Source organism: Dokdonia sp. PRO95 (genome assembly GCF_000355805.1).
GTDB lineage: Bacteria > Bacteroidota > Bacteroidia > Flavobacteriales > Flavobacteriaceae > Dokdonia.
On record NZ_CM001837.1, the window covers coordinates 1,826,155 to 1,839,695 of the forward strand.

Below are 13,541 nucleotides of genomic sequence, written 5' to 3' on the forward strand. Positions count from 1 at the left end.
TTACGGACGTATCCGATAGTGCTAATCCTGCAGACGATACTGGAGCAGGAGATGACCCTACGGTAACTATGTTTGAAGTAGCTAATGTCTCTCTGCAGAAAATGGGAGAGTACGTTGATACTAATCTCAATAATATAGTAGATCAAGGTGACCGTATTGATTACATGTTTACAGTGACAAATACTGGTAATACGCCATTGTTTGACGTAAGTGTTGAGGATAACTTAGTCACTGTAGAAGGAGGTCCAATTGATCTAGCTATAGGGGAGTCTGATAGTGTTACATTTAGCGCTAGTTATATTCTTACTAATCAAGATGTGGCTAATGGAAGTGTATTAAACACAGCTACTGTTACTGCAAGGACTGCAAATGGAGCCATTGTAACAGATGTTTCGGATGATCCTACAAACCCTACAGATAATGATGAGAATAATGATGGTGAACCAGATGATCCTACTATTACAGTATTAGATGTAGAACAAGATTTGGAAATATTCAATGAAATTTCTCCAAATGGCGATGGTGTAAATGAAACTTTTGTTATTCAAGGATTACAAAATTATCCTAACAACGTTCTTCGCATTTATAATAGATGGGGTAATGTTGTTTTTGAAGAAGCAAACTATCAAAATAACTTTGACGGTACTTCAAACGGTCGAGCAACCGTTGAGAGAGGTGAGAAACTACCAGTAGGTACATATTATTACCTTCTAGACCTCAATGATGGAAGTTCGGGTCGTGCAGGATGGTTATATATAAACAGATAATTTAAGGTGTATAAGCACTAAAAATAAAAAGTATGAATATAAAGCTTAGAGTATTAATAGTAGGTTTAGTAGGTCTATCCTTCCAGACGCTATTTGCGCAACAAGATCCTCAGTTTACACAATATATGTACAATACATTGAGTGTAAATCCAGCATATGCTGGATCTAGAGGTCATGCTTCTGCGATTGGGGTATTGAGATCACAATGGGTTGGTCTAGATGGAGCTCCTAGAACACAGACCTTTTCTTTAGACACTCCAATAGGTGAACATGTAGGTCTTGGTCTAGCAATAGCAAATGATGAACTTGGTCCCTCTAAGGAAACGTATCTAGATCTTAATTTTTCATATACGATAATGACTTCAGACACTCGTAAGCTTTCGTTTGGCTTAAAAGGTGGTGGACGTTTCTTAGATATTGATTTTTCTAAGGGTAATGCTCAAAGTGAAGATGTCCTTTTTCAAAATAATGTGAGCGAATTTTTACCTACTCTAGGAGCAGGTGTCTACTGGCATAATGATCGTAACTATCTTGGATTTTCCATCCCAAATTTATTTACCGATCAAACCTATGACGATATACAGCAAACTGTAGCTGCCGAAAGACTTCACTTATTTATAATAGGAGGTATTGTCACAGATCTTAGTAGTACGACAAAATTTAAACCAGCTTTCCTTGTAAAGAGTGTTACGGGAGCCCCGCTTATTGTGGATTTATCTGCAAATTTTATGTTTTATGAAAAGCTAAGATTAGGGCTTTCTTATAGATGGGATGATTCTGTAAGTGGTCTTGCTGGATTCCAGATAACACCACAGCTATTGGTAGGGTATTCTTATGATTATACTACTACAGAACTACAGCGATTTAATACTGGAAGCCATGAGATTACAATGAGATTTGATCTTATCTCAAAAACAAAGAAAATTAAATCACCTCGTTTCTTTTAAATTATAAATAATGACAAAGAATATTACGATACTTCTGCTACTTTTTTCTGTTTCTCTCTTTGCACAGAAAACATACAAAAACGCAGATAAGCTATTTGAACAAATGCGCTATGTTGAAGCGGCAGCTGTTTATGAGAAAGCAATAGATAGAGGAGATAACTCTATGGTACTCCTGCAGAAAGCTGGAGATTCATATTACTTTAATACTAATATGGAGGAGGCTTATAAGTGGTATGATCTGCTTGTTAGTCAATATAGAGATGAAGTCGATGCTGAGTATTTATTTCGATTTGCACACTCACTTCAGGGTATTGGAGATTATAAAGCCGCAAAAAAATGGATGAAAGCTTTCGCGAAAGCATCATCTAAAAATGATAAACGTATTGATGATTATGCTCAGAAAGAACGTACTCTGGCAGATGTGCTAGCGATTCCTGCGCAATTTGAGCTTAAAAACTTGTCAATAAATACAGCGTATTCAGATTTTGGACCTACATATTATGGATCTAAACTAGTATACTCATCTGCGGTAGATACATCTTATTATATAAAAAGAAGGTACCACTGGAATGACCAACCTTTTTTAGACTTCTATATAGGTCAAATAAATGCCGCCGAAAATGAAGTGAAGCGAGAGGATATTTTTTCGGACGTTATCAATACAAAGTATCATGAAGCCACTATAGCTTTCGCAAAAGATGGAAAACGTATATACTTTACGAGGAATAATTATGATGGTGATTTGAGAAGGGGAGAGGATGGAGTTAGTCATCTCAAATTATATACTGCTAAGAGGAATGATAGTGTAGGAGCCAAAGATGATTGGCTAGATGTGCGCGAGTTACCTTTTAATAGCAGTGAGTATTCTACAGGTCACCCAGCACTTAGTGAAGATGGTACAAAGTTGTATTTTGTGTCAGACATGCCTGGGACTATAGGAGCAACAGATATTTTTGTAGTTGACATCTTGGGTGATAATAATTATTCTGCACCCCAAAACTTAGGTCCTAAAGTAAATACTTCTGGAAGAGAAATGTTTCCTTATATAGAAAATCAAGTAATGTATTTTGCTTCAGATGGACACTTAGGTGTTGGTGGGTTAGATGTTTTTGAGAGCGATATAGGTAACAATACTTTTTCAATTCCACGTAATTTGGGAAAACCACTCAATAGTCAGCTAGATGATTTTGGTTTCATTATTAATGAGAGTGGAGAGCAAGGGTTTGTATGCTCAAACAGAGAAGGAGGAGTGGGTGACGATGATATTTATGCAATACAGCGTATTCCTTTAGAAGATGTTGTAAAGAATTGTAAGCAGCTAGTTAAAGGTTATGTCGTTAATAGCCGTACGCAGGAACGTATAGCGGATGCTACAGTTTCTTTGTATGGGGAGAATGGAGTTAAACTTTCTGAAACCGTAAGTAAAAGTAATGGAGATTATGTTTTTAATTTTGACCTGGACTGTGCTGAGCAATATGATATAAAAGTGAACAAATTAGGATACACTCCTAATTCAAAAAATATTGTTACTTCTAGTATCTCCTCAGAAACTATAGTACCCCTAGATCTTGAGACGTTAAGCGAGCTCATTGTGGAAGATAGTGGTCAACTTAAAATTAAGGTTGGGATTATATTTTTTGACCTCGATAAGGACTACATACGTCCGGACGCTGCTATGGAGCTCAACAAGATTGTAACACTGATGTCTCAGCAGCCATCTATGGAAATTAGAATTGAATCTCATACAGATGCTCGTGCAGATGATAGTTATAATATGGAGCTATCGCAACGAAGAGCAGTCTCAACTAAAAATTACCTGATAAGACAAGGGATAGCAAAAGAGAGAATACTGTCTGCTCAAGGTTTTGGAGAAACAAGATTACTTAATGAATGTTCTAATGGAGTGCAATGTGATGAAGTACAACATCAAATAAATAGAAGGTCTGAGTTTATTATAGAGAAAATGTAATTAATTAAAAACAGACGATTACCTACAAAGTAAAAAAGCTCTCAATCTAGATTGAGAGCTTTTTTATGCTTAATAACTAAATGAGATTTTTGAGATGTACTGGTGTTTTTGACGCTGAAAAACACGAGATATAGTACTGAAGAATTATTTTTTCACAATAATGAGGTGTTTCTATTAAAAAAGTATCAAGGTAGTAAGAAATTACAGCATACTTTCATATACTTGCTATCTCAAAAGATTTCACAATAACGTGAAGTAATTATTTTGTGATAAAATTAGATGTATTTCATTCAAATTTTGGTGTAAGTACCTTGCTTTATAAATTACATACTAAATTAATTGTAATTAAAATAAGACGATGCTTTTCTATATTTGTTACAGATAATCTAATTAATTACTATATTTAACCCTTTACTAATTTAAACTTTAAGATCAAGAGCAATGAAAAAATTATTCTCTATCATGGCAGTTGCCGCTGTAGTAGTGTTAAGCACATTCACAGCAAACGCCAGTAACGCACAAACAACCCTTCCAGTACAAATCCAACAAATTGTTGCGAATGTAGATGCTGGTGCATCTTTTCAAGAAGAAGCTGCCGCAGAAGAGCTTTCTTTTACGCAGGATTTGAAAAAACGATTCATTGAAGGAGGTCCTGGATTCATGGGGATTGTACTTTTATGTCTTATTTTAGGACTTGCAATTGCTATTGAGCGTATTATATATCTTAACCTAGCATCTACTAACACTAAGAAGTTAGCTCAAGATGTTGAAGATGCATTAAATAGTGGTGGTGTTGAAGCTGCAAAAGAAGTATGTCGTAACACTAAGGGCCCTGTTGCTTCTATCTACTACCAAGGTCTTGACCGTGTAGATGAAGGAGTAGAAGCTGCTGAAAAAGCTGTTGTAGCTTATGGTGGTGTTCAAATGGGACAACTTGAAAAGAACGTATCTTGGATTTCATTATTTATCGCACTTGCACCAATGCTTGGTTTCATGGGTACGGTAATCGGTATGATTCAAGCCTTTGATAGAATTGAAGCAGCAGGTGATATGAATCCAGCACTTGTAGCAGGAGGTATTAAAGTAGCACTTCTTACAACAGTATTCGGACTGATTGTGGCTATTATTCTTCAAATATTCTATAACTATATTATTGCAAAAATTGACAGTATCGTAAACGATATGGAAGATGCATCAATCACATTGATGGACATGCTTGTACGTTACAAGAAGTAATATATAGTAATCTTAAAAATTCATACATATTATGGGATTACATAAAATTTTAAAAATCATTGTTGGTATCGTAGGTATCGCAGCACTTGTTGTTGCTGGTATGGTATGGGCAAACAATGAAGCCATCGTAGGTGGTGATTCACAGAACCTTGTTGATATTATGATTCTCCTCGCTTGGATAGTTATAGGTATCGCAATAGTGCTCGTAGCGATTTTTGTTGTCAAAGGTCTATTTTCGGGTAACGCAAAGAATACACTAATAGGTGCTGGAGCATTCTTGTTAGTAGTTGCTATATCTTACTTCGCAGCAAGTGGAGCAGAAGAAGTTGCAATGAAAGACGGAGAAATGCTATCTGCTAGTGGTTCACAATGGGTAAGCGCTGGTATTAATGCATTCTTTATTCTTGCAGCAATTGCAATTGTACTTATGCTAGTATCAGGAGCTAAGAAACTTGTAAATAAATAATTATGGCTAGGAGAAATGCACCAGAAATTAATGCAGGGTCTATGGCAGACATCGCATTCTTACTACTTATCTTCTTCTTGGTAACTACTACCATTGAAAAAGATAGAGGTCTAGTAAGAGCGTTACCGCCAGAGCAACCTGAGAATGTGGAGCCTCCTATCATTAAAGAAAAAAACCTTTTTGTAGTTATCGTAAATAAAAACGATGAGCTTTTGGTTGAAGATAAGCCTATGGAGATCAAAGATCTCCAAGAGGCAGCTATCGCCTTCTTAGATAATGGAGGTGTACCGAAAGGGCAAGAAGGGTATTGTGATTACTGTCAAGGAGAGCGCGACCCTAGTTCGTCAGACTTTCCAGACAAGGCTATTGTAACTGTAAAAAATGACCGTGAGACATCTTACGATACGTACATTACAGTTCAAAATGAGCTAGTAGGAGCATACAATTCTTTACGTGATAGAGAGTCACAACGTTTATACGGTTGGAAATTTACTGAAGTAAAGAAAGCTATAGACGAAGGAGTGTATAAAGGAAACGAAGAGAGTGCAAAAGAAAAACTTGATGTTATCAAGAAAATGTATCCTCAGAAACTTTCTGAAATAGATCCTCAATCATAAGTAGAATTATAAAATAAAAATATTATGTCAAAATTTAAAAAAGGTGGGTCAAAAGAGTTACCAGCGGTAAACACGGCTTCCCTACCAGATATTGTATTTATGTTATTATTCTTCTTCATGGTGGCTACAGTGTTACGTAAAAATGACGTAAAAGTAGCGCAAATTTTACCAGCAGCAGATCAAACAGAGAAGCTACAAAAGGACAGAAGTGTTTACATCTTCGGAGGGAAACCTGGAGAGGGATACAAGCAGTTCGGTACAGAGGGTAAAATTCAAATAGGAGACAAATTCGTAAATATAAACGAAGTACAACCTGCTATTCTTGAAGAGCGTGAAAAGCTTAGAGATGAGCTTAAAGATCGTGTTATGGTTGCCTTTAAAGTTGATAAGGAAACTAATTCAGGTTTAGTATATGATGTGAAGCAGGAGCTTAGACAAGCAAACATGCTTAAAGTAATTTATATTACTACACAAACGGAGGATGCTGTATCGCAATAATCCGATATTAAATTAGTAAAAAAACGTCTTGAGGCAACTCAAGGCGTTTTTTTATTTTTAATACTCATTATCATTTCTCTTATATTTGTTAGAAATTCTTCCACTTGAAATACTACTTGTTTTTGTCCATTTTATTTCTCACTTCTTGCTTACTGGCGCAGGAAGAAGTTGTGCTATATGAGGAAGATGTAGATTCTTTGTATCGAGAAGATCAAGTTTATGTAGGTGTTACTTTTAATTTAATAAGTAATAAGCCAACAGATTTTAAACAAAATGGTCTCAGTGCTGGAATACAAGCTGGAGTTATTAGAGATTTTCCTATTAATAAGAGGCGTAATAAGGCAATAGGTCTAGGAATAGGTCTTGCGGTGGATACCTATAATCAAAACTTGTTTATAGATGAAGCGATTACTGATATGGTGACTAATTATGAAATTCTCGATGACCAGGTTGATGAGGATGTCAATAGATTTACAACATATACCCTTGAGTTTCCAATCGAATATAGGTGGCGCACATCGACCCCAACTAAATACAGCTTTTGGCGTATACATGCCGGCTTAAAGTTGGGTTACTTATTTAGGTTTAAATCCACTTTTCAAGACAATAACCTTAATGTTGTCCGTACTGATTTGCCAGAGGTAAATAGCTTCCAATACGGGCCCTCATTCTCTTTTGGTTATGGAGCCTTTAATTTTCAAGGATATTATGGTTTGAGTACCCTGTTCAATGATGAGGCGCAAATAGATGCTAGTAGCGTTAATCTTCAAGTCATTAGATTGGGATTGGTTTTTTACTTCTTATAGGAGTACGCTTTCGCGAAAGCGTGACAACAATCCTACTACAACCAGTAAGGGTAGACTAGAAATTGTGAAGTAGCTCCCAAAATAAATCCTATTATAAGTTCAATAGGTGTATGAGCTCTTGCATCTAGCCTAGATGTAGCCGTTGCGCCACAAGCAAAAATTCCAAATGCAATCCAATATAACATATTAGACCCATAGTGAAGGCTGAGTCCCATTACAAAAAATAAGACCCCTGAGAGACCTATCATATGTAGACTAGCTTTAAATTTAAAAAGTGATAATAAGAATGCTCCTGAACTAGCTCCAAGAATGCCTATAAAAAAATAGTAAAGTGCTGGTATCTCATAGCCGTCAAATATTAATTTTATTAATACAAACGTAAATACCATTTGCATGAGTAGAGGCCATTTACGCTCTCTTACATCCTTGAGGTGTATGCTTGTGACCAGTTGAAGGTTTTTGAGCATATAGAAGCTTAAAATGGGAATTACGGTGGTCATTATGGCTGCCGCAAAAAGTTTTGAGTATACAAACTCTTTGTTGAAATATCGTGGTGATATGTAGAAGTAGTAGAGTACACCACTCAAAGGCATGAATAGTGGGTGAAAAATATAAGAAAAGCTACGTATGAAAAATTTCATTAAATCTGTTTACGTAATCTCGCTACCGGAAGGTCTAATTGTTCTCGGTATTTAGCAACCGTTCTCCGAGCTATAGGATATCCTTTTTCTTTTAAAATACCTGCAAGTTTATCATCTGTAAGAGGTTTGCGTTTATCCTCCTCGTCTATGACCATTTCTAAGATTTTTTTAATTTCACGTGTAGACACCTCTTCACCTTGGTCATTAGTCATACTTTCAGAAAAGAACTCTTTGATGAGTTTTGTTCCGTAAGGAGTGTCTACATATTTACTATTTGCTACTCGAGAAACTGTGGAAACGTCCATGCCAATTTCTGTGGCGATATCTTTCAATATCATAGGTCTTAAGTTGCGCTCGTCACCCGTCAAGAAGTATTTTTCTTGATAGTGCATAATACTACTCATTGTCACAAAAAGTGTTTGCTGTCGCTGTATAATGGCTTCAATAAACCACTTAGCAGCATCAAGCTTCTGCTTGATAAACATTACTGCATCTTTTTGTGCTTTAGTACGTTCTTTAGATTCTTTATAGCCTTTGAGCATATTGCTATAATCTCTAGAGACTTTGAGCTCTGGAGCATTACGGCCATTTAATGAAAGTTCTAACTCACCGTCTACTATGCGTATAGTAAAGTCTGGAACTACATGCTCTACAATTTTTGTATTACTAGAGTATGAACCTCCTGGACGAGGATTAAGGTGTTCTATTTCATTAATGGCATCTTTAAGTTCTTCCTCAGTTATGTGAAACTTAGCCATGAGCTTTTTGTAATGCTTCTTGCTAAAGTGGTCAAAAGACTTTTCAAGTATATCAACTGCTAGGGATATAGATTTGGTAGCAGGCTTTCTGTCTAGTTGTAACACTAGGCATTCTTGTAAGTTACGAGCGCCTACACCTGCAGGATCAAGGTCTTGTACCTTAAAAAGCATTTTTTCTATAACCTCTTCAGAGGTATAAATATTTTGTGTGAAGGCTAGATCATCCATAAGATCTGCTAGTGGTCGTCTTAGGTATCCTGCTTCATCAAGGGAACCTATGATAAATTCGGCAACTTCACGCTCCTCAGAAGATATTCTTACAGTATTGAGCTGCGTCTTGAGATACTGATTGAACGATGTTCCAGATGCATAAGGGACTTGTTTGTCCTCATCATCTGCACTGTAATTATTTGCACTCAAGCGGTATTCTGGGATTTCATCATCACTTAGATAGTCATCCACATTGATTTCAACCTCTGGTGCTTCATCAAAGTCGTCTGTATTGTCAAACTCTTCAAAATCATCTTTAACTTCCTCCTTACCGCTATCGAGAGCAGGATTTTCTTCGAGCTCTTGTTTGATTTTTTGTTCAAACGCCTGCGTAGGAAGTTGGATAAGCTTCATCAGCTGGATTTGCTGAGGAGAGAGCTTTTGCGAAAGTTTAAAATTAAGTTGTTGTTTTAACATATAAAACGAAGTTACGAAAAAGCAATAAACAGTGATGAGAAATATATGTTAAGCAAACTTTTAATTAATAAAGGTTATACTCGTTTATATTTGAGATTCTAAAGTGTCGTTATATGGTTTAGTATTGCGCTAGCTTATAAGGTGTTTACCACCTTTCTAATTGCAACAAGATTACCTAGTAGTCTTTCAAGATGTGCAAGATCAAGCATATTTGCGCCATCACTTTTTGCATTTGCCGGGTCAAAGTGAGTTTCAATAAATAATCCGTCTACATTATTTACAATACCTGCTCTAGCAATAGTTTCAATCATGTCTGGTCTCCCTCCAGTTACTCCGCTTGATTGGTTGGGTTGTTGTAGCGAGTGAGTAACGTCGAGTACCGTAGGTGCAAATTCTTTCATTGTAGGGATTCCCCTAAAATCAACAATCATATCTTGATAGCCAAACATAGTTCCGCGATCTGTAATCCAAGCATTTTCATTACCTGTGTCGAGTACTTTTTGTACAGCATGTTTCATGGATTCTGGAGACATAAACTGTCCTTTCTTGAGGTTTACTACTTTGCCTGTTTTGGCAGCAGCGACTACAAGAGAAGTTTGTCTTACCAGAAATGCAGGAATCTGAAGTACATCTACATATTGTGCCGCAAGAGCAGCGTCAGAACTTTCGTGAATGTCTGTTACTGTTGGGACATCAAACTCTGCCGAAACCTTAGCTAGAATCTCAAGAGCTTTTTCATCTCCTATGCCGGTAAAGCTATCTACTCTACTACGATTTGCCTTTCTAAAGCTACCTTTAAAAACGTACGGTATTTTTAGAGTGTCAGTAATTTTTACAACTTTCTCTGCTATGCGCATTGCCATGTCTTCTCCCTCTATAGCGCATGGTCCGCATAGTAGAAAAAAGTTATTGGCATCTGTATGTTTTATTTTAGGTATGTTAGAAAGTTTCATCGTTTAGATTTTAATTGTTTCCTGGTATTTCTTAGGAATAAATAGGTGTTACAAAGATAGCATTAAAAGAGATGAGCAAAATTACTTCTTGATAGAAGTGGGCAGCTTATCAGGTTTTGCATAAGAAAATCTGTCTATAATTTTTGGAGAAGCATAAGCGTCAAGTCCGTTTATGGCTACTCCCATAGATGTTTCTAGATCTATCCATCCATCTTCTTGCAGGCAGTTATCTGGTAAAGTTACTCCCTTGACTGCGCCTATCATTAAGATAGTTCCATTTTCCTCAATTTTGTATTCGTTTACGTATTCGCAGGCGATTTTAATGTGAGCTTGTTTTGCAAATGGAGCTCTCCAATTGTTTAAATATTCAGTTTCTAAACCTGTAGCGACAAATTCTGATACATTTTCCTCATATGCTGCCGCTGTCTGGTGAGATGGTAAGACGATTTCAGTATTAATATGATTTACGGTAAAACTTCTTGTCTCTTTAATATTTGTATAGGTATGCCTAGGGACTGTGGTAGGTCTCATAATGAAGCCCAACATTGCAGGATTGCTTCCTATATGTGTGATAGAGCTAAAAATCGCTAGATTTTCATGATCATCCTTAGATATGGTACCTATAAGATTTGCGCTTTTGTAACCGGTAACACTATTAATAAAGTTTGCACGGTAGCGCTTATCCATCGCGATTATGGCATCGTCGTCAAAATGTAGTATCTTTTTCATTACTATCAAAAATACGGATTATGAAAGAGCAGTTTCAAGATTACTTCAACACCAACAAGGAAACTTGGGAAAAGAAGGTTTCTGTCCACGCAGAGAGTAGCTTTTATGATATGCCAAGATTTTTGAATGGTAAAAGTTCTCTCAATAGCTATGAGTTAGATGCGTTGGGAGATGTAAATGGTAAAAGTTTACTCCATCTTCAGTGTCATTTTGGACAAGATACTTTGAGTTGGGCAAGGATGGGTGCTTTGGCTACCGGGGTAGATATTAGTGAGGAGGCGATTACGCTTTCGCGAAAGCTAAACAAGCAACTAGGTTTGTCTGCTGAATTTGTGTGCTGTAATGTTCTAGATACTTCAAACCATGTTCATGAGCAATTTGATGTTGTTTTTACGAGTTATGGGGTGATAGGGTGGTTGCCAGATTTGAAACCTTGGGCGCTTATGATTGCACAGCGATTAAGAAGTGGAGGAACTTTTTATATAGTAGAGTTTCATCCCATTGTCTGGATGTTTGATTATACAGGAAATAAGCCAGTAATGAAATATGGTTATCATCAAGATGAACCAGTTTACGAAGAATATGAGGGGACTTACGCTCAACCTGATGCAGCTATAACAAGTAAAGAGTATGGATGGAATCATGGTTTAGGAGAGGTGGTCTCTGCCTTAATAGATGCGGGTCTTAAGATAGAATTTCTAAAAGAACACGATGCTTCTCCTTATGATGTTCTTCCAGATTTAATTAAAAATGAAAATGGCCTTTACGAAAGTAAAGACCATTTATATCCATTAATTTTTGAGATAAAAGCTACTAAAGTTTAGTGCGCATCTTCTTTTAGTAATTCTGGAAACTTCTGTGCAAAACGTTTATACCTAGGTATTGATACATTTTGAATGTATGGGTTGTTTGGGTTGTTCTTTTCATAATCCTGATGGTATGCCTCTGCAATCCAAAATTTCTGAAAAGGTAGTACTTGTGTGCTTATTTTACCATCGTAGGTAGACTCGTTTAAGGCAGCAATAGTCTTATCTATTATTTTCTTTTCGCTATCGTTTTGATAGAAAGCGATAGAGCGATATTGTGGTCCAGCATCCGGTCCTTGACGGTTTTTTGTGGTCGGATTCTGTGATCCAAAAAACACATCAACTAGCTGTTGAAAAGAGACTACCTTCGGATCGTAAATTACTTCTACAGCCTCTGCATGAGTCGTGTTTCCGTAGCTTACTTGTTTGTATGTTGGGTTGTCTTCCTTTCCTCCACTATAGCCACTTATAGCCTCGTCAACTCCTTTTACGCTTTCAAAAATTGCTTCTACACACCAAAAACATCCACTAGCAAAATATGCTCTACTCAGCCCATCTTGATATGTTGCTTCTACTGGCTCAAGCATGGCTGTAGGTTCAGTCATAGGCTTGGTATTATGATTGCAAGCCATAAATGTGATAAGTGTAGTGAGGTAGGCAATGATTTTCATACAATATTTTTAAGAGTATAAAATTACTTCATAAGAACTTAGATTGTTGTTATCGTTTTGTTAATCAATTTGAGATGTAATAAAATGAGGTTCGAGTGGGGAATGTTATGGTGTAAAGCCTTAGTACTACAAGTCTGCAAAAATTTTTTAACACAAAAAAAGCCTTCTATAATAAATAGAAGGCTTTAGATATTGTAGAAAAAAAAATGATTACAGCTTTTTAAATAGCTTTGTCATTTTTTCATGCTGCTCATTTGCAAGTTCACTATCTATTAAGATACGACCAGAGTGCTCATCTGTGATGATTTTCTTGCGTCCAGCAATCTCAACCTGAACTTGTGGTGGGATTGTAAAGTAAGATCCTCCAGAAGCTCCACGCTCTATAGGTACAATTGCAAGACCGTTGCGTACACTAGAACGGATTCTCTTGTAAGCTTTAACTAAGCGCTCTTCAATGTTAGTTTCATATTCCGCACTTTTAGCTAGAAGTGCTTGTTCCTCTTTCTCTGTTTCAGAAAGGATAGCATCTAGCTCGTTTTTCTTGTGCTTAAGGTGAGTCTCGCGTTCTGCAAGACGTTCCTTAGTTTGCGTGATTACATCTCCCTTTTGTTCAATCTGGGCCTTATATTCACGTATATTTTTCTCTGCAAGTTGAATTTCAAGTTCTTGGAACTCTACTTCTTTACTTAAAGCATTAAACTCACGGTTGTTACGTACGTTCTTTTGCTGCTCAGAGTATTTCTTTATAGATGCTTTTGAGTCATCTATCTGGATTTTTTTAGCCTTGATAGAGTCGTCCACCAATTTTAAATCGTTTTCCAACTTCTCGATGCGCTTGTTAAGACCAGCTACTTCATCTTCAAGGTCTTCAACTTCCAATGGAAGCTCTCCACGTACATTGCGGATCTCGTCCACACGTGAGTCTATAAGTTGTAAATCGTAAAGCGAGCGTAGTTTTTCTTCTACTGTTGCTTCTTTCTTCTTTGCCAT

At 36.7% G+C, this 13,541-nt stretch carries 15 protein-coding genes; 9 read left to right on the top strand and 6 right to left on the bottom strand.

Annotated features, from left to right (window positions below; all coding sequences use genetic code 11):
* From D017_RS08130 to D017_RS08165, 8 genes are all read left to right on the top strand, one after another.
* On the top strand, positions 1–767 hold a 767-nt coding region (locus D017_RS08130), incomplete at its 5' end, for a T9SS C-terminal target domain-containing protein (RefSeq protein ID WP_035335822.1).
* Between the two features lie 32 nt (positions 768–799).
* Positions 800–1,714, top strand: coding sequence for a type IX secretion system membrane protein PorP/SprF (locus D017_RS08135; RefSeq protein WP_035335824.1), 915 nt, complete (start codon positions 800–802; stop codon positions 1,712–1,714).
* A gap of 10 nt (positions 1,715–1,724) precedes the next feature.
* On the top strand, positions 1,725–3,683 hold the full coding sequence (locus D017_RS08140) for an OmpA family protein (RefSeq protein WP_035335826.1): 1,959 nt from the start codon (positions 1,725–1,727) through the stop codon (positions 3,681–3,683).
* A gap of 441 nt (positions 3,684–4,124) precedes the next feature.
* Complete coding sequence (locus D017_RS08145; RefSeq protein WP_035335827.1) at positions 4,125–4,919, top strand: MotA/TolQ/ExbB proton channel family protein; 795 nt, start codon at positions 4,125–4,127, stop codon at positions 4,917–4,919.
* Between the two features lie 31 nt (positions 4,920–4,950).
* Positions 4,951–5,385: a hypothetical protein gene (locus tag D017_RS08150; protein WP_035335830.1), complete on the top strand. Its 435-nt coding sequence runs from the start codon at positions 4,951–4,953 to the stop codon at positions 5,383–5,385.
* A 2-nt stretch (positions 5,386–5,387) separates the two neighbouring features.
* Positions 5,388–6,002, top strand: coding sequence for a biopolymer transporter ExbD (locus tag D017_RS08155; RefSeq protein WP_035335831.1), 615 nt, complete (start codon positions 5,388–5,390; stop codon positions 6,000–6,002).
* 24 nt (positions 6,003–6,026) lie between these two features.
* The gene (locus D017_RS08160) at positions 6,027–6,500 is read left to right on the top strand and encodes a biopolymer transporter ExbD (RefSeq protein ID WP_035335832.1); all 474 of its coding nucleotides are present in this window, start codon (positions 6,027–6,029) and stop codon (positions 6,498–6,500) included.
* Positions 6,501–6,622: 122 nt separating this feature from the next.
* A complete protein-coding gene (locus tag D017_RS08165) occupies positions 6,623–7,306 on the top strand; it encodes a porin family protein (protein WP_225969285.1) in 684 nt (227 codons plus the stop codon).
* Positions 7,307–7,341: 35 nt separating this feature from the next.
* Here the strand turns inward: D017_RS08165 and D017_RS08170 are convergent, their stop codons facing one another.
* The 4 genes from D017_RS08170 to D017_RS08185 form a co-directional block, all read right to left on the bottom strand.
* Positions 7,342–7,947 carry a hypothetical protein gene (locus tag D017_RS08170; RefSeq protein WP_035335834.1) on the bottom strand — a complete coding sequence of 202 codons (606 nt, stop codon included), beginning with the start codon at positions 7,945–7,947 and terminating at the stop codon, positions 7,342–7,344.
* Entirely contained in the window at positions 7,947–9,392 is a 1,446-nt protein-coding gene (gene rpoN, locus D017_RS08175) for an RNA polymerase factor sigma-54 (protein ID WP_035335836.1), read from the bottom strand. The genes D017_RS08170 and rpoN overlap by 1 nt, the downstream gene beginning before the upstream one ends.
* 134 nt (positions 9,393–9,526) lie before the next feature.
* On the bottom strand, positions 9,527–10,345 hold the full coding sequence (kdsA, locus tag D017_RS08180; RefSeq protein ID WP_035335839.1) for a 3-deoxy-8-phosphooctulonate synthase: 819 nt from the start codon (positions 10,343–10,345) through the stop codon (positions 9,527–9,529).
* Between the two features lie 81 nt (positions 10,346–10,426).
* The gene (locus tag D017_RS08185) at positions 10,427–11,074 is read right to left on the bottom strand and encodes a flavin reductase (protein WP_035335841.1); all 648 of its coding nucleotides are present in this window, start codon (positions 11,072–11,074) and stop codon (positions 10,427–10,429) included.
* A 20-nt stretch (positions 11,075–11,094) separates the two neighbouring features.
* Between D017_RS08185 and D017_RS08190 the strand changes: the two genes are divergently transcribed.
* Positions 11,095–11,898, top strand: a complete 804-nt coding sequence (locus tag D017_RS08190) for a class I SAM-dependent methyltransferase (RefSeq protein WP_035335844.1) — start codon at positions 11,095–11,097, stop codon at positions 11,896–11,898.
* Here the strand turns inward: D017_RS08190 and msrA are convergent.
* Together msrA and D017_RS08200 are read right to left on the bottom strand one after the other, a co-directional pair.
* The gene (gene msrA / locus D017_RS08195; RefSeq protein WP_035335846.1) at positions 11,895–12,551 is read right to left on the bottom strand and encodes a peptide-methionine (S)-S-oxide reductase MsrA; all 657 of its coding nucleotides are present in this window, start codon (positions 12,549–12,551) and stop codon (positions 11,895–11,897) included. The two genes, D017_RS08190 and msrA, sit on opposite strands and share 4 nt — an antisense overlap.
* A gap of 210 nt (positions 12,552–12,761) precedes the next feature.
* Positions 12,762–13,541 (bottom strand): zinc ribbon domain protein, encoded by a 780-nt coding sequence (locus D017_RS08200; RefSeq protein ID WP_035335847.1) that lies wholly within the window; start codon positions 13,539–13,541, stop codon positions 12,762–12,764.